Here is a 19,744-nt window from a genome sequence, read left to right as displayed (position 1 = left end):
TCTGCGGCCCGCGAGCAGGCGACCAATCCATCCGACAGAAACGGAGACTTCAGCATGCGTACGACAACCCCCGGAAGGTTCACGGCGGCGGCCCTGTTCGCGGCGGCGACGCTGGCGGCGCTCACGGCGGCGACCACCCCGGCGCCGGCGATGACCGAGGCCCCGGCGGCACCGGCCGCGGCACGCAAGGCCTGCGCGAACGTGGGCGGCGAGAAGAGCGGAGCCAGGGCCGTCACGGCCACCTTCCACAACCGCTCGGTGACCGTGAAGGCCACCGTGAGCGACCACCAGACCGGCTCGACACGGCTGCATGTGAAGGCCATCCAGGGCAGCAACGTCACCGACTACCAGACCAGCGTCTGGGTCAACGACGACGACCGCAAGGTCTCGATGAACCTGGCCGCGGACTCTCCCGGCGGAGCGTCCGCCATCGAGTACTGGACCGAGTCGACGTACGGCACCAGCGGCCACCGCATCTGCACCCGCTGACCCGGCCGACAGGCCCGGCCGTACGTGCCTTCCAGGCACGTACGGCCGGGCCGTCCCCGCACCGCCTACACCCAGTCGGTCATCCGGAACACGCCCAACATGTCCTGCTCACGGTGGGCCTTTGTGTTCCTGCCCGGGTAGAACGACGTCTCCACACCGACCCAGCCACGGAACTTCCCGTTGTCGTCCAGCACTTGCAGCATCGGCTTCACATGGGAGTTGCCCGAGTGACAGGTCTGTCCGTGTTCCATCGCCAGGCAGGAGCACCAGTGCCAGAGGGTGTCCCGTCGGTCGTGGGCACCGATCCGGGCGAGGTAGTACTGGATGGTGATGTCGATCTTGCGGTCACCGTCCCAGCCGTGGTGCGGACAGCCCGTCCCACCGCAGACGTTCCGCGAACCGGCCGCCTCCCGCAGGGTCATGCAGTAGCTCGGGTTGTCGCAGCGGGTGAACTTGGAGTGCGAGAACACCGATCCCGACGCCCGGGGCGAATGATGCGCCGCCGCCCCCTTGTTGCGCCACGACATCCCTTCCAGACGGATCTCCCCGTCGTGCCGCCGCACACTGTCCATCGCCCGCCTGCTGCTGAGTTCGGCCTTGCTGCCGTAGCCGTAACCCGCGTTCGCCCGGGTCGAGTACAGCTGGTCGAGCCGCGTCAGCGTGGGCCTGCTCAGCACCTCCCACTGCTCGGTCCACGCACTCGCCCCGACGCTCCACTTGATCCACAGAACCCGGGCGGCCCTGCCGTGCACGGTCTGGTCCCGCAGCTCGTAGACACCGGACCGCTTGTCCGTGGCCCCGTCCCGGAACCCCGCCACCGTCTTGACCGGGCAGTTCCGGCGTGCGGCCGTGTCCCACACGCCTCCGGGAGCGCACTTGAGGTCCGGGGTGACCCCGGCGTTCACCCGCTCGCTCGGGCGGCTCTGCCGCCACAGGCGCATCTCGGCCCGTACGGTCGAGTCCGCGGCATTGAATCTGTACGTTCCCAGCCGCATCCAGCTGTCCCGGATCCCGGGTTCGAGGTGGGCGGTGGCGACGACGAAGTTCGCTCTGCCGCCGGGCAGTTCGGCCTCGGCCCGGCTGCTGCCCCGACTGGGAGAGGCCGTCGCGGGCAGGGCCGCCAACACCAGTACGGCAGCGAGAAGGTTACGAAGGGTACGCATCACCCCGTCGACGGTGGTCCATCACCGCCGTGCCCGGCGGGCAGACACGGCGTGCGTCACCCGGCGCCCCGAAGTACCCGCACGGCTCACCTCACGCGGACGCGCCCCCGGCACTCCCTTCCGCGCTCACCCCGCCCACACCACCGCCTGCACCTCCCCGTACGCGTGCAGCGCGTACGACCCCACATCGCGCCCCACCCCGCTCCGCTTGAACCCCCCGAACGGCGCCTCCATGTTCCGCCCGACGGTGTTCACGCCCACGCCCCCGGCCCGCAGCCGCCGCGCGACGCGGAACGCACGTGCCACATCCCCCGACCAGACGTAGTCGATGAGCCCGTAGTCGCTGTCGTTGGCGAGCGCGACGCCCTCCTCCTCGTCGTCGAAGGGGATGACGGTCACCACCGGCCCGAAGATCTCCTCCCGGGCCACCCGCATGTCGTTCGTGCAGTCGGCCAGCAGCGTCGGGGCGACATAGAACCCCCGGTCGTACGGCGGCCGTTCGCCGCCCGCGACGACCACCGCGCCCTCTTTCCGCCCCAGTTCGACGTGCGCCTCGACCCGGTCCCGGTGTGCCGCCGAGATCACCGGCCCGACCACCGTGCCCGCCGCACGCGGGTCACCCACCTTCAACTGACCGGCGTACGCCGCCAGTTGTTCCACCACCTGCCCGTACACGCCCCGCTGCGCGAGCACCCGTGTCGGCGCCGTGCAGATCTGGCCGCTGTAGAACGAGAACGTCGTGCCGATGCCCGAGACCGCCGAGCGCAGATCCGCGTCGTCGAAGACGAGTGCCGCGCCCTTCCCGCCCAGTTCCATCAACTGGCGTTTCATGCCCCGGCCGCACACCTCGGCGATCCGCTGCCCGACGGCCGTCGACCCGGTGAAGCTGACCATGTCGACGTCCGGCGAGTCCACGACCGCCTCGCCGACCCCGATACCCCGCCCGCTGACGACGTTCACGACGCCCGGCGGCGCGCCCGCCGCCTCCAGCGCCTCCGCCATCCGGTACACCGACAGCGGGTCCTGCGGCGCGGGCTTCACGACCACCGTGTTGCCCATCGCCAGCGCGGGCGCGATCTTGCCGGCCGGGTTGGCCCAGGGGTTGTTGTACGAGGTGATGCAGGCGACCACGCCCACCGGCTGGCGTACGGCCACCGCGCCCATCACCGCCGCCTTGCCGAACGGTCCCCCCTCGTTGACCTGCGGCGGGATCGCCCACTCGGCCGGTTCCACCTTCGCGTACCGGCGGAACCGGGCCGCGCCCACGCCCACCTGCATCCCGCGCGCCGTCGCGGTCGTGGCGCCGGTCTCCGCCTGGGCGAGGGCGGCGTACGGCGCCAGGTGGCTCTGGATGATGTCCGCGGCGCGCGCCAGGACAGCGGCACGCTCCTCCGCCGGCATGCGTGACCACGGCTCGAAGGCCTCGCGAGCCGCCGCGGCGGCGGCGTGCGCCTGATCCCGCGAGGCCTCCGGCGCCAACCCGACGACTTCCTCCGTCGCCGGGTCGATCACCTCGTAGTGCCCGTCGGCCGGTTCCACCCACGAGCCGCCGACGAACAGCCGCTGTCCGTCGGTCACTTGGTACTCACCGTGGCCGTGTCCCGCCCGGAGCGGAGCACCTTGCCCGGCACCGCACCCGTGACCGCGTCCCCGCGGATCGCCTCAACTCCGTTGACCCACACCGCGGTTATCCCGATCGCCTTCGAGTCGAGACGCGGACTGTCGCCCGGCAGGTCGTGCACCAGGGTGGCCTTGCCGGCGTCGACGCGCTCCGGGTCGAAGAGGACCAGGTCCGCATGGAAGCCCTCCTCGATACGCCCCCGCTCCCGCAGGCCGAACAGCCGCGCCGGATCGTCGGTCAGCATCTGCACCGCCCGCTCCAGCGAGACCAGTTGGCGCCCCCGAAGACAGTCGCCGAGGAACCGGGTCGTGTACGGGGCCCCGCACATGCGGTCCAGATGGGCGCCGGCGTCGGAGCCGCCGAGGAGCACGTCCTCGTGCCGCCAGGTCTCGGCGCGCAGCGCCCAGGACGCCGGGTCGTTGTCGGTCGGCATGGGCCACAGGACCGTACGGAGTTCGTCGGCCACACAGATCTCGACGAGGCAGGAGAAGGGGTCCAGGCCGCGTTCGGCGGCGATGTCCTGCACGACCCGGCCGGTCAGGCCCTCGTTCGCCGCGCTGTAGGTGTCCCCGATGACATACCGCCCGAAGTCCGTCAGCCGCCGGAAGACCCCGGCCTCCTCGCTCTGCGCCCGCCGGACCATCTCCGCCCGTACGGCGGGATCGCCGAGCCGGGTGATCCGCTCGGGAACCGGCAGCCCCAGCACCGGTCCCCACCCGGGGATCAGGTTCAGCGCACAGAAGGTGCCGAGGGACATGTTCATCGGCGTGAGGATGGGCATCGTGAGGGCGACGACCCGGCCACCCGCCTTACGGGCACGCTCACTTGCCTCCAGCTGGCGGGGGACGCGAGCCGGTACGGCCGAGTCGATCGTGAGCACGTTCCAGTTCAGCGGACGCCCCGCGACCGCGCTCATCTCGACGAACAGATCGATCTCGTCGTCACTGAACTGGTCGAGGCACCCGGCGACGATCGCCTCGATCTGCGTACCCTCGTGCTCGCCAACCGCCCTGGACAGCGCGATGAGTTCGGCGGGCAGCGCATGCCGGGACGCGACCGGCTTGCCGTCCCCGTCGGAGTGCGTGGACGACTGCGTGGTGGAGAACCCCCAGGCCCCGGCATCCATGGCCTCATGGAACAGCCGCACCATATCGGCGAGTTGAGCCTCGGTCGGCTGCCCACCCACGGCATCCGGACCCATCACATACCGCCGCAGCGCACAATGCCCCACCATGAACCCGGCGTTGACCGCGATCCGCCCTTCGAGAGCATCCAGATACTCCCCGAACCCGCTCCAACTCCAGGGCGCCCCCTCCTCCAACGCCACCAACGACATCCCCTCGACCTTGGACAACATCCGCCGCGTGTAGTCGGCGTCGTCGGGGCGGGAAGGGTTCAAGGGCGCAAGGGTGAACCCACAGTTACCGGCGGCAACGGTCGTGACCCCGTGGTTCAGGGAGGGCGTCGCATACGGATCCCAGAAGAGCTGAGCGTCGTAGTGCGTGTGCGGATCGACAAACCCAGGCGCCAACACCAACCCAGCGGCATCTTCAACAGTCCGGGCGTCCTCGGTCACGGTCCCGATGACGGCGATCCGCCCATCCCGCAGCCCGACATCGGCGACGTAAGCAGGGCGACCGGTCCCGTCGACGACGGTAACCCCTCTGACCAGATGATCAAGCAAGACAGCACCTCACTCCTACCTAAGGGGCGCGGGGAACTGCGCGACCAGCCCCCACCACGCCGCACCCGCCGACGAACCCTCAAGCCACCCCTCGGAACCGCGAAGTCCGATGCACAGGATCGGTGTCGATCTTCGGAATCACGTGCTCCCCGACCAACCGAATCGTCTGCAACGTGTCCTCCTTCGAGATCCCGATAGGCATCCCGAAGCTCAACTGATCCGCCCCCGCCTGCTCCCACCGCTTGCACTGCGTCAGCACCTCATCCGGATCCCCACAGATCAACAACTCCTCGGCGATGAGCAGTTCGATGATCTCCTCGTTGAACTCCGGCAAGGTCTCCGGCCACACCGGGAACCCCTCGGGACGAGGAAACGTGTCGTGGTACCGGAACAGCAGCGACTGTAGATAGTGCAGCCCACCGCCGGCCGCGATCCGCACCGCCTCCGCGTGCGTAGGCGCACACACCGCCGTCGACGTCACCATCACGTTGTCGTTGACGAAGTCCCCGACCGGCTCGGCGTCCACGATCGCCGTCTTGTACTGCTCCAGCACCCACTCCATGTCGGAGACCTTCTGCACGCTGAAGCCGAGCACGCCCAGCCCCTTGCGCGCGGCCATGCCGTACGAGGGCGGCGAGCCGGCGGCGTACCACATCGCGGGGTGCGAGGGCCCGTACGGCTTGGGGAGGATCTTGCGCGGCGGCAGCGCCCAGTGCTTGCCCTGGAAGCCGACGTACTCGTCCTGCATCCACATCTTGGGGAACTCGGCGATCGTCTCCTCCCAGAGTTCCTTCGTGTGGTTCATGTCCGTGATGCCGGGCATGAAGCCGAGGATCTCGTGGGAGCCGGCGCCCCGGCCGGTGCCGAACTCGAAGCGGTTGCCGGTGAGATGGTCGAGCATGGCGACCTTCTCGGCCACCTTCACCGGGTGGTTGACCGGGGCGAGCGGGTTGAAGATGCCGGAGCCGAGGTGGATGCGCTCGGTGGCGTGGGCGAGGTAGCCGAGGTAGACGTCGCTGGCGGAGAGGTGCGAGTACTCCTCCAGGAAGTGGTGTTCGGTCACCCAGGCGTACTTGAAGCCCGACTTGTCGGCCTCGATGACGTACTCGGTCTCCTCCAGCAGCGCCTTGTGCTCCGCGAGCGGATCGGTCTCGGCCCGCTTGCCCACGTATCCCTGTACAAAGAGCCCGAATTCCAAGGAGGTTCACCGTCCCCAGTCACCCAGTCCACTGTTTCTGACGTAGCGTCAGATTTGATGAGACGACTGTTCCACCGGCCCCCGTGAGCGTCAATAGCTGACAGTCAGTCAGATAACGGCGACGCCCGCGAGCCACCCACCGTCGATCACGAACGGCTGCCCGGTGATGTACGAGGAGTCCTCCGAGGTGAGGAACAGCGCGAGCCGCGCCACCTCCTCGGGTCGCCCGATCCGCCCCAGCGGCACGAGCTTGCGGTACAGCCTGTCCAGGCCCCGCGAGGCACCCTCGACGTCCGCGGCCGGGTCCAGGACCGCCGGGTTGGACATCGCGGTGTCGATCGCGCCCGGACACATGGCGTTGACGCGTATCTTCCGGCGCGCCAGCTCCAGCGCGGCGACCCGGGTGAGCCCGACGATGGCGTGCTTGCTCGCCGCGTACGCCCCGACCGCCGCCATCCCGGTCACTCCGGTGTACGAGGCGGTGTTGACGATCGTGCCGCCGCCGGCGTCGGCGATGTGCGGCGCGACCGTCTTCACGCCGAGGAAGCAGCCGACCTGGTTGACCTGCACGACCTGCATGAACTCGTCGAGGGGGGTGTCGAGAAGGGTGTTGAAGCGGAGGATGCCGGCGTTGTTGACCAGCCCGTCGATCCGGCCGTACGCCTTCTCGGCGGCGGCGACCGCGGCCTGCCAGCCCGCCTCCTCGCGCACGTCGAGATGGACGTACAGCGCGCCCAACTCCTTGGCCAGCGCCTCCCCTTGATCGTCGAGCACGTCCGCCACGACCACCCGCGCACCCTCCGCGACGAAGAGCCGCGCCTCCTGCTCCCCCTGACCGCGTGCCGCGCCGGTGACGAGTACGACCCGTCCGTCGAGCTTGCCCATGCGGAACCCCTTCGCAGCGTTCACATCGGTGGAGGTCAGCATCGTACCGCCGGATCTGACGATGCGTCAGACCCGATGAACGCATGGGCCGTGTGTGCCTTGTGTGCGAGAGCACACACCAAGTAACTGGGGAGTAGGGATATTTGACCCTGTCGCGGGCTCACAGGTCACGCCAATAATCCTTCACGACCAGGTAAAGCGATCACCAAGTACCTCAAGTAACCCCAGGACGGAGCGGCATGGCCAAGAGGCGACTGAAGAACAAGAAGGTACGGCTCGTGGCGATCGGGTCGGCACTCGCGACCGGTGGCGTGATCATCACCCTCCTTCCGTCGGCGAACGCGGCCGAGGAGAAGACTCCCGAGCAGATCATCACGATGTGTGAACGGTCCGCGGTGCTCAACGGCGAACAGCGGTCGGTGGAGGATTTCGGAGGGGCCTTCGCGGACGGTTTCCAGGCCGACAACTGCAATTACGTCGAGACGAACTTCGAGTCGTTCGACGGCCCCACGGAGAAGGCCTCGATCGACTTCCCGAACTGCGAACCGAACGCCACCGAACCGGCCAAGGTCTCCATCACGTGGAAAGCCACCGTGGCCCAGGGATCGGGCAAGTACACCGCGACCCAACAGGGCGCCGGCGGCGGGCTCTTCGGATTTCTGAGCGGCGCCTGGCTCAAGCACAAGGGGACGACCGACATGACCGTGAAGTCGGTGACCGCCGGCGACACGGAGAACCGGGAGGTTCCGGTCGGCAAGGTCATGCACCTGGAGTTCACGCCGAAAATGCAGCGCATGACCGGCGAATGGCGGGTACGGATCGACGCCGACCCCGGAAGCTTCGCCGTGAACCCCTCCCCGGAGCAGAACTTCGTCGCGTCGGAACTCGTCGAAGGGCCCGTGATCCTGCCGGGCGCCGCCGGGGCGGCGGGCATCGCGGACGGCGTGATCAAGCCGGTCCTGACCGACTGCTGACGACGCCTTCCCATGTCCCGCGCCTCCCCCCACAGCTCCCCCCACCTCACCCGACCCCTCCTCCCACCTGCACCGACACCCTCAAACCCCCCTTCCCCGCAAGGAGACACACGATGACACGCACCGGCCGCAAGGGACATCACCGGAGCAAGAAGAAGCGCATCGTCATGGCCATGGCCCCGCTGGTGGCCGTCGCGGTGGCCGTTCCGCTGATGAACCAGGCGGGTGCCGCCACCCCCTCCGAAGTGACCAAGGACTGCGCGGAGAACTCGAACAAGCTGGACAACTGTGAGTTCGTCGACGTCCAGTTCAAGAACAACAGCCTGGGCCCGAACCTGCGCGTTTCCACGCCCACCGACAACTGCGGTTCCACGAGTGCCCTCTCGAAGAGCTTCAGTGTGTCCGCGTCGGTGACGAGGTCCATCACGCTGGAGGACGGTTTCACCGCTTCCGCCGATTCGAAGCTGGGGAACTCCTTCTTCGAGATCGGTGCCAAGTTCAACACGACGGAACTCACCCTCAAGCGGGACGACACCGGAACCGGATTCGACTTCTCCCGAACCGACACCGTGAAACCCAACCACATCGGTTTCTTCATGTGGTCGGAGAAACGAACCGACGTGAGCGGATTCCTCAAGGCCACGTACAAGGAGGAGCAGGACGGCCAGAAGGTGTTCTTCTCGCCTAGCGAGGGCGGCACGAGCGTGCACGTCTTCTATCCGCAACTCCTGAAGAACGGCACCCCGGACGGCCGCCTCTGGCTGCGCAACGTCGAGTGCGGAACTCCCCAGGCGAACGGACTCCAGAACTCGGACAACAGTATCCGGACGGAACCCGGATTCGGCGAGGGCGGCGAGAACGTCACGGACGTCGAAATCCCGCTGGCGGAGATTCCGGCGCCGTAGCGGAATTCGCGAGGGAATCGGTCAGTCAGCGGGGCGACCCCGGTTGTTCTCAGGTGCGAACAGCCGGGGTCGCCCCCAGCCAGCGCAGCACCGCGTCCGTACTCCCCCGGGCGTCCAGCTTGGCGTAGATGTTGCTGAGGTTGTTGCGGACGGTCTTCTCGCTCAGCCGTAACCGCAGCCCGATCTCCTGGGCGCCCAGGCCCGTCGACAGCAACTCCATGATCTGCCGCTCGCGCGGCGAGAGCAGGTTCCGCAGCCGTTCCATCGCGTCCCCGGCGACAGCCGCGACACCGGCCCCGGAGGTCTTCTGGACCCCCTCCCGCAGGGCCGCGCACGCGACCGGCGAGAGATAGGTGTGCCCGACCGTGGCCGCCATGACCGCCGAGGCGAGCATGCAGGTGCAGTAGTCGCCCTCGACCAGATAGCCGGCCCCGCCCCGGAACACCTCGATCACGGTCTCGGTGTCCCGCCGGGGACTGACGACGATCACCGGAACGCTCACGGCCCCCATGGCACCGAGCAGCATCGGGAACGCGCTCGCCGGCTCCTCGCAGCGCAGGACGACGACGTCCACGGCGCCCGCCTCCCGCAGCTCGCGGTAGGGCGGCGTCACGTGCAACGCCCGGCCCACGTACGGGTCATCGGGGTCCGGCCAGCCCTGGTGCGGCCACTCCCCCTCGGCGCAGGCGAGGGCCACGGACAGGCTGGACGGGGACGAGGGTGACGAGGGTGACGAGCGGTCGACGAACCGGGAAGTGCGCACCGTGCATGTCCTTCCGCCGGAACCATGACGTACGTACGTGCGTGCGTTCATACGTACGCGGCCCAGCGTGGGCATGTTCAAAGATTCAAAGAAAACCGGTCAGGCTGTCAGACAGGTGGTCCCTTTCAGCCACCCACCAGCAGCGGAGCGACCTCGGCCCCGAACTCGCCCATCTGGTCGGTGAGTTCGGCGAGACGCCGACTCCGAAAACGCACCTGGATCTGATGGACGCCCATCGCTCCGTACGCCCGCAGCGACTCGGCGAGCGCCTCGGGCGTCCCGCTGATCGTCCGCCGCCCGACGTCCCACCCGGGCTCACCGACGTACAGCGGCTCGGTGATGGCCCCGATGCTGAACGCCCCCCGCACATCGGCCTGTTCGCGCATCCTCCGGATCCGGCCGATCTGCTCCCGGAGCCGGTCACGCGGATCGCCCTGCGGCAGCCAGCCGTCACCCTTGAGCGCGGCACGCCGTACGGCGGCGGGCGACGACCCGCCGACCCACAGGGGCACGCGTTCCTGCGCCGGCCGCGGCCGCTGCCCGAGCCCCTCGAAGTCGAACAACTTCCCATGATGCTCAGGGAATTCATCCGGCCCCAGCGCGGCCCGCAAGGCGTCGATCGTCTCGTCGAGCACGGCACCCCGCCGATCGAAGTCGACCCCCAGCACCTCGAACTCCTCCTGTACGTGACCGGCCCCGACCCCGAGGATCAGGCGCCCGCCGGAGAGGTGGTCGAGGGTGGCGTACTGCTTGGCGGTGAGGAGGGGATGCCGCAGCCCCACGACGGCCACATGACTCAGCAGCCGGACGCGCTCGGTGACGGCGGCGAGGTGGGCGAGGGTGGCGACGGGGTCGTACCAGACGGTGCTCATCGCGGGGGCGAGCCGGCGGGGGATCGCGACGTGGTCGCAGCTGGCGAGGTAGCTGAAACCGGCGCGGTCGGCAGTGCGAGCGATGTCGAGCAGCTCGGCGGGGCCGGCCGAGGCCTCCCAGGGTTCGGTGTAGAGGGTGGACTGGGACTGGATGGGGAGTTGCATGCCGTAGATCACGGGCGGACTCCTTCACTGAATCTGACGGATCGTCACATCACCCTGCTGCGACCATGGTCACCCCTGCCCCACCCCCAGGCAAGAGTCTTCGCCCCCGCCGCCCCTACCCGTCCCATCCTCGGGGGCTCCGCCCCCGAACCCCCTTTGTCCTCAAACGCCGGACGGGCTGACTACCCAGCCCGTCCGGCGTTTGAGGACGAGGCCGTTCAGGCCGACAGCGGGGGTCTGGGGGCGGCAGCCCCCAGGGGACGGGAATGGGTAGGGGCGGCGGGGGCGAAAACAACCAACGCCGAACCCCTCACCGCCCCGTCACCAGGAACCGCACATACCGCCCCGCCCCCAACACCCCCCGAGCCTCCTTCCGCGCCACCGCCAACTCGCCCACCACCCGTGCCCGTTCCACCTCCGCCCCCGCCAACTGCTTCTGGCGTTGGAGGAGTTCCGCCCGCTTGCGCTGCGTGTCCATGGCTCGCTGCTGGCGTTGGGCGGTGAGGCGGGCTCGTTCGTCGGTGATGCGGCGTTGCAACGCGGACTTCTTCTGCTGGGACTCCGCCTCGGCCTGTTTGATCTCCGCCTTGTGGGTCCGTCGGAGTGTGGCGATGTCCGACTTGATCTGGGCCTTCGTCGTCGCGGGGACCGTCGTCGGCGCGGTCGCCCGTGCCCGGCGTTCCAGGCCCTGACGCCAGTCGCTCAGCGCCGTGGCACGGGCCTCGCCGATGCCGGGCACCCGTACCCGCTGGCCACCGGGACGCACCAGGAACACCACGGACGGGTTGTGCGAGAAGTCCACGCCGATGAAGTCGGCGGCGGACCGGATACCCGCGTCCTGGAGCGCCCGGACCATCTTGGCGCCCATGTTGCTGAGCGACAGCGCCTCCTGGATCGGCGTCCGGCGCAGCCTGTCCTGGATGTGCGCCCTGATCGCGGGCTCCAGCGCCTTGTCGAGCAGCCGCCGCTCCTTCGCCGCCAGCCCGGCCAGCTGCTGCTGCGCCTGGTCCGTACGCCGGTTCAGGTCCATGGTGATACGGGACTGGCCGTCGCGCAGCTCGATCTGTAGGGCCTGGATGCGCTGGTCGGAGGCCGTGTTGTCCTTGGCAAGGGCCTCGTCGAGGGCCCGGATCTCCTTCTCCAGACGCTCGTACGCGCTCGCCGGGTCCGCCAGTTCACGGGAACGGCGTTTCAGTTCGCGCACGCGCTTCCGCGCCGCCCGGCACTCGGGGCGCCGGCGTCGGCCGAGTCCCACCATCGCGGCCGAGGTGAGCAGGGCCACGCCCTGTGCCGCGGGCAGGACGTCCACAGGCTGGGCGGCGGCGAGGACCAGCGCACCGGGGGTGGAGGTGCTGAGCAGCGCGCCGACGGCCGCGACCAGGTCACCGGCGCCGCGCCTGGCGAAGCCGGCCCGTACCCCGGCTCCGGCGGCGGGCTGCTGGGCCGGTGTCGAGGCGGCCACACGGCCCACCATCCACGCCGGGACCCCGGAAGCGGGCGTCGGCGTCGCGGACGCGGCCGGCGTCCAGGACGTGACCGTGGGGCGGCTGCCGCTCAGGCCGCTCCCGTAACCATTCGTACCCGTACCCGAGGCCGCCCCCGGCCCCGTCCGTTGGCCCGGTATCCGTACCGCGTCCTGCGTCAGCGGGGGCAGGGCCGACGCCGACCTGCCCAGGAAGCTCTTGACCCGGCTCGCCATGTCCCGTACCCGCTTGTCCGGGTGGGTCAGCAGGACCGGCCAGGCGAGCGACGTCGCCGGTTCCTTGAAGTCCGCCTCGGAGAGGATCAGGAACTCGCCGTGTCTGTCGTGGAGTTGGGTCCACAGGCCGGGGTCGGTGGCCACGGCGAGCAGGGCCAGTTCGATGGTCCAGGCGGAGAAGCGGTCCATGGCGGGGCCGAAGTCGGCGGCCGTACGGGTGGGTGACTGGTAGTTGCGGTGGCCGTTCTCGGTGGCCTGTTCGCCGCGCAGCGCGGGGACGTACATGCCGTCGTAGTCGACGAGGCGGAAGGTGCCGTCGGCGGCCACGAGGAGGTTGCCGTGCTGGAGGTCGCCGTGGGCGATGCCGTGCTTCTCCAGGTCGGCGGTCATGGCCAGGAAGCGCTCGGCGAGGGCGTGCAGGGCGGCCGGGTCGTCGAGGTTGCGTTCGATCCAGCTGATGAGTCCGGTGCCCTGTATCCAGGTCATCTTGACCGCCGGGTACCACTCCCGCCCGACGAGGACGCCCTGTTCGAGGAAGTCGAAGCCGACCGGCCACGGCTGGGACAGACCGCTCGCGCCGAGTCCGCCGAGCGCCGCGCTGATCGCGGCGTAGCGCTTGCCGAGCGTCGGGCTGTCCCGGGTGAAGCACTTCAGCGCGTACCGCTGTCCGTTCCTCGCCGTGACGGAGAAGACGCTGGCGAAGTTCCCGGAGATCGCCTTCGGGCCCAGTACCGGGCTCTGCTGGACCGTGCCGTGCCTCAAGTCGGGGTCGCTGAAGCAGAGTTCGGGGTGTTGCAGGGCCTCCGCGTAGTTCGCTCCCGTCGGAAACCTCCGGGCCGAGCCGGTACCCGGTCCGGGTCCGGGGCCGCCGCCGGGGGGCACCGCCATCTACGCCTCCGCTCCCACCCTCGCGCGGACGAGCGTCACGTCGTCGTTGCGCATCCGGGCGCGCGCCCGCTGGTCGTCCACCCACTCGGCGAAGTCCTGCTGGTCGAAGTGTGCGAAGGCCGGAAGGGCGGCCATGGGCGCGCTCGCCAGCAGCCAGGCCGCCAACGCGTCGGTGGCGAGCAGGAGTTCGTCGCCGGGCAGCAGCTCGCCCCAGGCCACCCGCATCCGATCCGCGACCAGCTCCACGTCATGGTTGCGGCTGCCCAGCAACTGAGGAGTGATCCCGAACTCCTCGACCGTACTCAGCGGGAAGGACTCCAGAAGGCGTCCGTCCCGCAGCTGGAACAGACAGCTGTCGCCGAGCGCGAACGCGTACCAGAACCAGCGGGTCGTGCCGTCCTCCAGGACGGTGGCCCGGATCTCGGCGCCCAGCACCGTGGCGAACGCGCCCTTCTCCAGGCCGGGTTGCTCGTACCAGGCGATGGGCCTGCCCTGCGCGGCGCGCTCGGCCTGGTAGCGGGCGAGGAAGGCGTCCCAGTGCAGTGCGGAGCGGTCCATCAAGTCCCGTACGAACGTGGGCAGTTCCTGCCACCAGTCACCGGCGAGCCGCATCGACTCGACGGTGTCCTGGACCAGGAGCCCGGCCCAGTCGCGGGCCAGCAGGCTCTCCGAGGCGCCGTCGGACACCGAGGCGTACAGCGAGGCGACGGCCCGTCCGGCGCCGTCGACGCCCGGTTCGCCGGACTGCCAGCAGTACGCGGCGTCCTCGTACTCCTGGGCGCTGCTGCCCGACTTCTGCGTCCACCACCACTGCGCCCGCGGCAGCGCCGGGATGTCCCCCATGGTCAGCGCAGCTCCGTCGCACGGGTGCCGATGTCGAGGAACTCCACGATCGAGACGATGTCGGCGTTGTAGACGAAGCCCCGGGTGGTCTCGCCGACGCGGTGGCCCTGCGAGGCGGCGTACGAACGCATGTGGCTGGGCAGGACGCTGGACATCTGGAAGAGCAACTTCGCGTACGTGTCCGGCAGTTGCTCCTCGCTGTCCGGGAAGGTGATGGGGGCGCCGCCGCTGCCCGACACATGCAGGTTGAAGAGGAGGACCGGGCCGTCGGCGGTGGCGTGCGAGGCGAGGCCGATGGCCGCGCTGGTCGGGTCGCCGTCGGTGGACTCGCCGTCGGTGAGGTTGAGGACGATGGGCGGGAAGCCGCTGGGGTGGGTGTCGACCCAGTGCGCGACGAGCGTGTCCGCGTAACCGAGGGCGCGCGTCATGGGCGTACCGCCGTTGGTGACCGGGTCCATCCACACCGGGAACTGCACGGACGTCTCGACCAGCCCGCCGGCCCCGTCCGGCACCTTCTTGGTACGGCTCTCCACCCGCGCCGGGTTGTTGGCGACCTCGCTCAGCGGAACGAGGTCGCGGCCGGCGAGGGCGCCCTGGTAGGCGGAGCCGACGTGGTTGTGGCCGTAGCCGATGACGGCGACGTGGAAGTAGTCGCGTACGCCTTCCTCCTTGGCGCACTTGACCGACAGTTCCGTCAGCAGCCGATTGATGGCATTGGCGACCACCTCGGCCCGTGGCTGTGTCGTCTCACCGCTCTCCATCGGGTCGCTCATGGAGGCGGACTGGTCCACCAGGAAGATGAAACAGCCCGGGTTCGTGCGGCTGATCTCTGCGGTGTACGGCAACGGACGCCCCCGTTTTCCCTGTGCGGAATGCCTCTGCGGACGGACAACACAACAGGGGGACGACCACGATCGGCGACGCGTCTTTACACAATGACCACTTGGCCCCCCAAGGGAGTTCACGGTACCGGATGACCAGCCGTCCCAGGTGGGAAGCTTGGGAAGATTGCGTGGGCGTGGAAGGTTATGCGGGGTTCCACAGCCCGTCCGGCGTCAGCCCGAGCAGGTCGATCGCGTTGCCTCGTACGATCCGTTCGACGACCTCGGGGTCCAGATGCCCCATCTGCCGCTCGCCGACCTCCCTGGAGCCGGGCCAAGTCGAGTCGGAGTGGGGGTAGTCGGTCTCGTAGAGGACATTCCCGACGCCGATCGAGTCGAGGTTCTTCAGCCCGAAGGCGTCGTCGAAGAAGCAGCCGAAGACATGCTCGGCGAAGAGTTCGGACGGCGGCCGGTGGACCTTGTCGGCGACTCCGCCCCAGCCCCGGTTCTCCTCCCAGACCACGTCCGCGCGCTCCAGGATGTACGGAATCCAGCCGATCTGGCCCTCCGCGTACATGATCTTCAGCTGCGGGAAGCGTTCGAACTTGCCGCTCATCAGCCAGTCGACCATCGAGAAGCAGCAGTTGGCGAAGGTGATGGTGGAGCCGACGGCGGGCGGGGCGTCGGCGGACGTGGACGGCATCCGGCTCGACGAGCCGATGTGCATCGCGATGACCGTGCCCGTCTCGGCGCAGGCCGCGAGGAACGGGTCCCACTCGTCGCCGTGGATCGAGGGCAGCCCGAGGTGCGGCGGGATCTCGGAGAAGGCGACCGCCCGCACACCCCGGGCCGCGTTGCGCCGGACCTCGGCAGCCGCCAACTCGGCGTCCCAGAGCGGGATCAGGGTGAGGGGGATGAGCCTGCCCTGCGCCTGCGGGCCGCACCACTCCTCCACCATCCAGTCGTTGTACGCCCGCACCCCGAGCAGTCCGAGTTCGTGGTCCTTGGCCTCGGTGAAGGTCTGGCCGCAGAAGCGCGGGAAGGTGGGGAAGCAGACGGCGGACTGGACGTGGTTGATGTCCATGTCGGCCAGTCGCTGCGGGACGTCGTACGAACCGGGGCGCATCTGCTCGTACGTGATGACTTCGAGCTTGATCTCGTCGCGGTCGTAGCCGACGGCGGTGTCGAGGCGGGTGAGGGGGCGGTGCAGGTTCTCGTAGATCCACCAGTCGCCGATCGGCCCGTCGTCGCCGGGCTGCCCCATCACGGGCTTGAACCGGCCGCCCAGGAAGGACATCTCCTTCAGGGGCGCGCGGACTATGCGCGGGCCGATGTCCAGGTACTTCTTCGGGAGCCGGTCCTGCCAGACGCCCGGGGGCTCCACGGTGTGGTCGTCCACCGAGATGATCTTCGGAAAGGTGCTCGTCGTCTCCGCAGTCGTCTTCATACCAGGCACGGTAGCGCCGATCTGACGAACCGTCAGCTGACTGGCCACCCGTCCCTTTCTGTTGAACCCTGTGCGAAGACAGTGTGAGAACTCTGTAGTACCTCGTGCGCCGAGCTGTGATCGCTGTCTCGACAGCTGACGCATACGCCAGGGACAAGGCAAACTGCTGTCCTGGTCATGAAGTTCGGCAGGGAGCGGCGATGGGTGACGTACCGGCTGTACCGCGGGTGCCGGCACAGCGGGATCCCAGGGACACTCCGGTGAACCCCTCGGCGGGTTCCCCAGCGGCACTGCGCTTCAGCGTGCTGGGGCCGGTACGGGCCTGGCGCGACGAGGAACAGCTGCCCACCGGTTCCCCGCAGCAACGGGCGCTGCTGGCCGCGCTGCTGCTGCGCGAGGGCCGGACGGCCACGGCGGCCGAGCTGATCGACGCCCTGTGGGGCGAGGAGTCGCCGTCGCAGGCACTGGCGGCGGTACGGACGTACGCCTCGCGGCTGCGGAAGATCCTGGGCTCCGGCGTCCTGCTGAGCGAGTCCACCGGATACGCCATCCGTTCGCTGCCCGAGGGCGCGCTCGATCTCGCGGTGGCGCAGGACCTGGCCACGGAGGCGGAGAAGGCGAAGAACTCCGGGGACCTGTGCCTTGCCCGGGGCGTCCTGAACAAGGTCCTCGACCTGTGGGACGGGGAGCCGCTGGCGGGCGTACCGGGCCCCTACGCGGACGCGCAACGCGTGCGGTTGGAGGAGTGGCGGCTCCAACTCCTCGAATCCCGCCTCGACATGGACCTGGAGCAGGGCTGCCACGCCGAGTCCATCAGCGAGTTGACCGCCCTGACGGCGGCCCATCCCCTCCGTGAGCGGCTGCGCGAACTGCTGATGCTGGCCCTGTACCGCAGCGGCCGGCAGGCCGAGGCGCTGGCGGTGTACGCGGACACGCGCAGGCTCCTCGCGGACGAGCTGGGTGTCGATCCCCGCCCCGGCCTCAAGGAGTTGCAGCGGCGCATCCTCAATGCGGACCCGAGTCTCGCCGAACCCTCCGCCCCGCTCGCGCCCGAGCCCGCCCCGGCCCCCGTGCGCCCCGCCCAACTCCCCGCGACGGTCTCGGACTTCACGGGCCGTGCCGCGTTCGTCTCCGAGCTGAGCAAGGTCCTGTCGTCCGCGTCCTCCGCGTCGCCGACGCAGGGCCGGGTGATGGCGGTGTCGGCGCTGGCCGGTATCGGCGGCGTGGGCAAGACGACCCTGGCGGTGCATGTGGCCCACCAGGCCCGTTCCGCCTTCCCCGACGGGCAGTTGTACATCGACCTCCAGGGCGCGGGACCCCAGGCGGCGGAACCGGAAACGGTCCTGGGCGCCTTCCTGCGCGCCCTCGGCACGGCCGACTCGGCGATGCCGGACTCCCTGGAGGAGCGCGCGGCCCTGTACCGCTCGCTGCTGGACGGCCGCCGGGTCCTGGTCCTGCTGGACAACGCCCGCGACGCCGCCCAGGTACGTCCGCTGCTGCCGGGCACGGAGGGCTGCGCGGCCCTGGTCACCTCCCGGGTACGGATGGTGGACCTGGCCGGTGCGCACCTCGTCGACCTGGACGTCATGTCCCCCGAGGAAGCGCTCCAGTTGTTCACGCGGATCGTGGGCGAGGAGCGGGTCGCGGCCGAACGCAAGGCCGCCCTGGACGTCGTCGCGGCCTGCGGATTCCTGCCGCTGGCGATCAGGATCGCGGCGTCCCGGCTGGCGGCGCGCCGGACCTGGACGGTGTCGGTCCTGGCGGAGAAGCTGGCGGACGAACGCCGCCGCCTGGACGAACTCCAGGCCGGCGACCTCGCCGTGAAGGCGACGTTCGAGCTGGGCTACGGCGCCCTGGACCGCCAACAGGCCCGCGCCTTCCGCCTGTTGGGCCTGGCCGACGGCCCCGACATCTCGCTCGCGGCGGCAGCGGCCGTACTGGGCCTGCCCGTCGAGGAGGCCGAGGAGATCCTGGAGTCCCTGGTGGACACCTCGCTCCTGGAGTCGGCGGCGCCGGGCCGCTACCGCTACCACGACCTCGTACGCCTCTACGCGCGTGCCTGCGCCGAACGGGACGAACACCCGCCCGGCGAGCGGGATGTGGCGATGTCGAGGCTGCTGGACTTCTACTTGGCGACGGTGGCGGCGACGTACCGCATCCAGCGCCCCGAGGACAAGTTGGTCGACCATCTGGAGCACGCGGAGTACCCGGGCCTGACCTTCGCCGACCGGCACGCGGCGCAGGACTGGGTGCACGCGGAGGCGGTGTGCGTGCTGGCCTGCGTACGACAGTCCACGAGCCGACCGCACGCGCTGCGCCGGGCCGCCGATGTCCTGTGGGCGGCGGTGGAGTTGGCCGAGTCGGGCACCAACTCCCGGGAGTACGAGGCGGTGGCGGCGATCGTGCGGGACGCGGCGCGGGCGGCGAGCGACCAGCGCACGGAGGCGCGCGCCCGCATCACTCTGGGCTTCGTGCACCACATCTCCGGGAGCGACTTCGACGCGGCCCTCCAGGAGGCGGAGCGGGCAACGGAGTTGGCCCTCGCGGCGGACGACCAGTACACCGCGTGCTGGTCGTCCAACCTCAGCGGCATCATCGCGATCTACCAGGGCCGGCACGACGCGGGCGAGGCCCACTTCACCCGCGCGATCGAGAACTACCGTGCCTTCGGAGACCGTCCGGGCGAGGCCAGCGTCCTGTGCAACCTGTCCCGTATCCACCTGGCCACCGGCCGCACCGACAGCGCGGTCGCCCTGGCCAAACAGGGCACGGCGATGTACGACGCGATGGGCCATACCGTACGAGGGGCCAACGGACGTTACGCACTGGGCCTGGCGCTGACCCAGAGCGGCCACCTGGCGGACGCGGCCTCGCACTTGGAGGAGGCCCTGCGCGTGTTCCGGGACAGTCGCCAGCGCCTGTGGGAGGGCATGACCCTGTTCCGCCTCGCCGAGGTCGACCTCGCCGCCGCCCGTTCGGCACGCGCGGCGGCCAACGCCGAGCAGGCCCTGACCCTGCTGCGCGGCATCGGTGGCGAATGGCGCAGGGGCAATGTCCTCACGGTCCTGGGCCGTGCCCTGCACGACATAGGCCAGTTGGACCGCGCGCAGGTGTGCTGGACGGACGCGCTCGGCATCTTCGACGCGCTGGGGGCGCCGGAGGGGGACGCGGTGCGTACGCTGCTCGGGCGCCAGACGCGCACGAACTGCTGAGGGTTGCCTGGACAGATCCGAAGGTGAGCGGCGTTCATCGTTCGTTTATCGCCGTCCGGCAGTCTCCTTCCTGTCGGGCCGTCGCGTCGGGGGGCAGGCGGAACGACACGGGGCC

15 protein-coding genes are annotated in these 19,744 nt (G+C 69.7%); 4 read left to right on the top strand and 11 right to left on the bottom strand.

Annotation, left to right across the window (positions count from 1 at the left end):
- Positions 1–54 precede the first annotated feature (54 nt).
- Positions 55–489 carry a hypothetical protein gene (locus OG787_RS27865; RefSeq protein ID WP_405536803.1) on the top strand — a complete coding sequence of 145 codons (435 nt, stop codon included), beginning with the start codon at positions 55–57 and terminating at the stop codon, positions 487–489.
- 65 nt (positions 490–554) lie between these two features.
- Here the strand turns inward: OG787_RS27865 and OG787_RS27860 are convergent, their stop codons facing one another.
- The 5 genes from OG787_RS27860 to OG787_RS27840 all read right to left on the bottom strand — a co-directional run bounded on the left by OG787_RS27860 (position 555) and on the right by OG787_RS27840 (position 7,040).
- The gene (locus OG787_RS27860; protein WP_405536801.1) at positions 555–1,652 is read right to left on the bottom strand and encodes a hypothetical protein; all 1,098 of its coding nucleotides are present in this window, start codon (positions 1,650–1,652) and stop codon (positions 555–557) included.
- A gap of 126 nt (positions 1,653–1,778) precedes the next feature.
- Complete coding sequence (locus tag OG787_RS27855) at positions 1,779–3,230, bottom strand: aldehyde dehydrogenase family protein (RefSeq protein ID WP_405536799.1); 1,452 nt, start codon at positions 3,228–3,230, stop codon at positions 1,779–1,781.
- Positions 3,227–4,957, bottom strand: a complete 1,731-nt coding sequence (locus OG787_RS27850) for an amidohydrolase family protein (RefSeq protein WP_369032271.1) — start codon at positions 4,955–4,957, stop codon at positions 3,227–3,229. The genes OG787_RS27855 and OG787_RS27850 overlap by 4 nt, the downstream gene beginning before the upstream one ends.
- 79 nt (positions 4,958–5,036) lie before the next feature.
- Positions 5,037–6,155 (bottom strand): LLM class flavin-dependent oxidoreductase, encoded by a 1,119-nt coding sequence (locus OG787_RS27845; protein WP_389351963.1) that lies wholly within the window; start codon positions 6,153–6,155, stop codon positions 5,037–5,039.
- A 108-nt stretch (positions 6,156–6,263) separates the two neighbouring features.
- Entirely contained in the window at positions 6,264–7,040 is a 777-nt protein-coding gene (locus OG787_RS27840; protein ID WP_405536797.1) for an SDR family NAD(P)-dependent oxidoreductase, read from the bottom strand.
- Between the two features lie 239 nt (positions 7,041–7,279).
- Between OG787_RS27840 and OG787_RS27835 the strand changes: the two genes are divergently transcribed.
- Both OG787_RS27835 and OG787_RS27830 read left to right on the top strand, forming a co-directional pair.
- Positions 7,280–8,014, top strand: a complete 735-nt coding sequence (locus tag OG787_RS27835; RefSeq protein WP_369032268.1) for a hypothetical protein — start codon at positions 7,280–7,282, stop codon at positions 8,012–8,014.
- Positions 8,015–8,127: 113 nt separating this feature from the next.
- Positions 8,128–8,919: a hypothetical protein gene (locus OG787_RS27830; protein WP_369032267.1), complete on the top strand. Its 792-nt coding sequence runs from the start codon at positions 8,128–8,130 to the stop codon at positions 8,917–8,919.
- A 49-nt stretch (positions 8,920–8,968) separates the two neighbouring features.
- Here the strand turns inward: OG787_RS27830 and OG787_RS27825 are convergent, their stop codons facing one another.
- The 6 genes from OG787_RS27825 to OG787_RS27800 form a co-directional block, all read right to left on the bottom strand.
- The gene (locus tag OG787_RS27825; RefSeq protein ID WP_405536795.1) at positions 8,969–9,682 is read right to left on the bottom strand and encodes a response regulator transcription factor; all 714 of its coding nucleotides are present in this window, start codon (positions 9,680–9,682) and stop codon (positions 8,969–8,971) included.
- Between the two features lie 125 nt (positions 9,683–9,807).
- Positions 9,808–10,719 carry an LLM class F420-dependent oxidoreductase gene (locus OG787_RS27820; RefSeq protein WP_405540599.1) on the bottom strand — a complete coding sequence of 304 codons (912 nt, stop codon included), beginning with the start codon at positions 10,717–10,719 and terminating at the stop codon, positions 9,808–9,810.
- A gap of 310 nt (positions 10,720–11,029) precedes the next feature.
- A complete protein-coding gene (locus OG787_RS27815) occupies positions 11,030–13,306 on the bottom strand; it encodes a hypothetical protein (protein ID WP_405536794.1) in 2,277 nt (758 codons plus the stop codon).
- On the bottom strand, positions 13,307–14,149 hold the full coding sequence (locus tag OG787_RS27810) for a hypothetical protein (protein ID WP_369037752.1): 843 nt from the start codon (positions 14,147–14,149) through the stop codon (positions 13,307–13,309).
- A gap of 2 nt (positions 14,150–14,151) precedes the next feature.
- On the bottom strand, positions 14,152–14,994 hold the full coding sequence (locus tag OG787_RS27805; RefSeq protein ID WP_369037751.1) for a vWA domain-containing protein: 843 nt from the start codon (positions 14,992–14,994) through the stop codon (positions 14,152–14,154).
- A gap of 181 nt (positions 14,995–15,175) precedes the next feature.
- A complete protein-coding gene (locus tag OG787_RS27800) occupies positions 15,176–16,417 on the bottom strand; it encodes an amidohydrolase family protein (protein WP_369037750.1) in 1,242 nt (413 codons plus the stop codon).
- 200 nt (positions 16,418–16,617) lie between these two features.
- Between OG787_RS27800 and OG787_RS27795 the strand changes: the two genes are divergently transcribed.
- Complete coding sequence (locus tag OG787_RS27795; RefSeq protein WP_405536791.1) at positions 16,618–19,629, top strand: AfsR/SARP family transcriptional regulator; 3,012 nt, start codon at positions 16,618–16,620, stop codon at positions 19,627–19,629.
- The last annotated feature ends 115 nt before the right edge of the window (positions 19,630–19,744 follow it).

Origin of the sequence: Streptomyces sp. NBC_00075, assembly GCF_045041225.1 — a bacterium.
In the GTDB taxonomy this organism is placed as follows: Bacteria; Actinomycetota; Actinomycetes; order Streptomycetales; family Streptomycetaceae; genus Streptomyces; species Streptomyces adonidis.
Note: the sequence above shows the minus strand (reverse complement) of the source record. Positions and strands in the feature narration are given on the sequence as shown.

Excerpts from the sequence above, each read along its gene's own strand:
- OG787_RS27835 (WP_369032268.1), top strand. The coding sequence starts at position 7,280 with ATGGCCAAGAGGCGACTGAAGAACAAGAAGGTACGGCTCGTGGCGATC.
- OG787_RS27815 (WP_405536794.1), bottom strand. The coding sequence starts at position 13,306 with ATGGCGGTGCCCCCCGGCGGCGGCCCCGGACCCGGACCGGGTACCGGC.
- OG787_RS27830 (WP_369032267.1), top strand. The coding sequence starts at position 8,128 with ATGACACGCACCGGCCGCAAGGGACATCACCGGAGCAAGAAGAAGCGC.
- OG787_RS27840 (WP_405536797.1), bottom strand. The coding sequence starts at position 7,040 with ATGGGCAAGCTCGACGGACGGGTCGTACTCGTCACCGGCGCGGCACGC.
- OG787_RS27820 (WP_405540599.1), bottom strand. The coding sequence starts at position 10,719 with ATGCAACTCCCCATCCAGTCCCAGTCCACCCTCTACACCGAACCCTGG.
- OG787_RS27860 (WP_405536801.1), bottom strand. The coding sequence starts at position 1,652 with ATGCGTACCCTTCGTAACCTTCTCGCTGCCGTACTGGTGTTGGCGGCC.
- OG787_RS27865 (WP_405536803.1), top strand. The coding sequence starts at position 55 with ATGCGTACGACAACCCCCGGAAGGTTCACGGCGGCGGCCCTGTTCGCG.
- OG787_RS27795 (WP_405536791.1), top strand. The coding sequence starts at position 16,618 with ATGGGTGACGTACCGGCTGTACCGCGGGTGCCGGCACAGCGGGATCCC.
- OG787_RS27800 (WP_369037750.1), bottom strand. The coding sequence starts at position 16,417 with ATGAAGACGACTGCGGAGACGACGAGCACCTTTCCGAAGATCATCTCG.
- OG787_RS27810 (WP_369037752.1), bottom strand. The coding sequence starts at position 14,149 with ATGGGGGACATCCCGGCGCTGCCGCGGGCGCAGTGGTGGTGGACGCAG.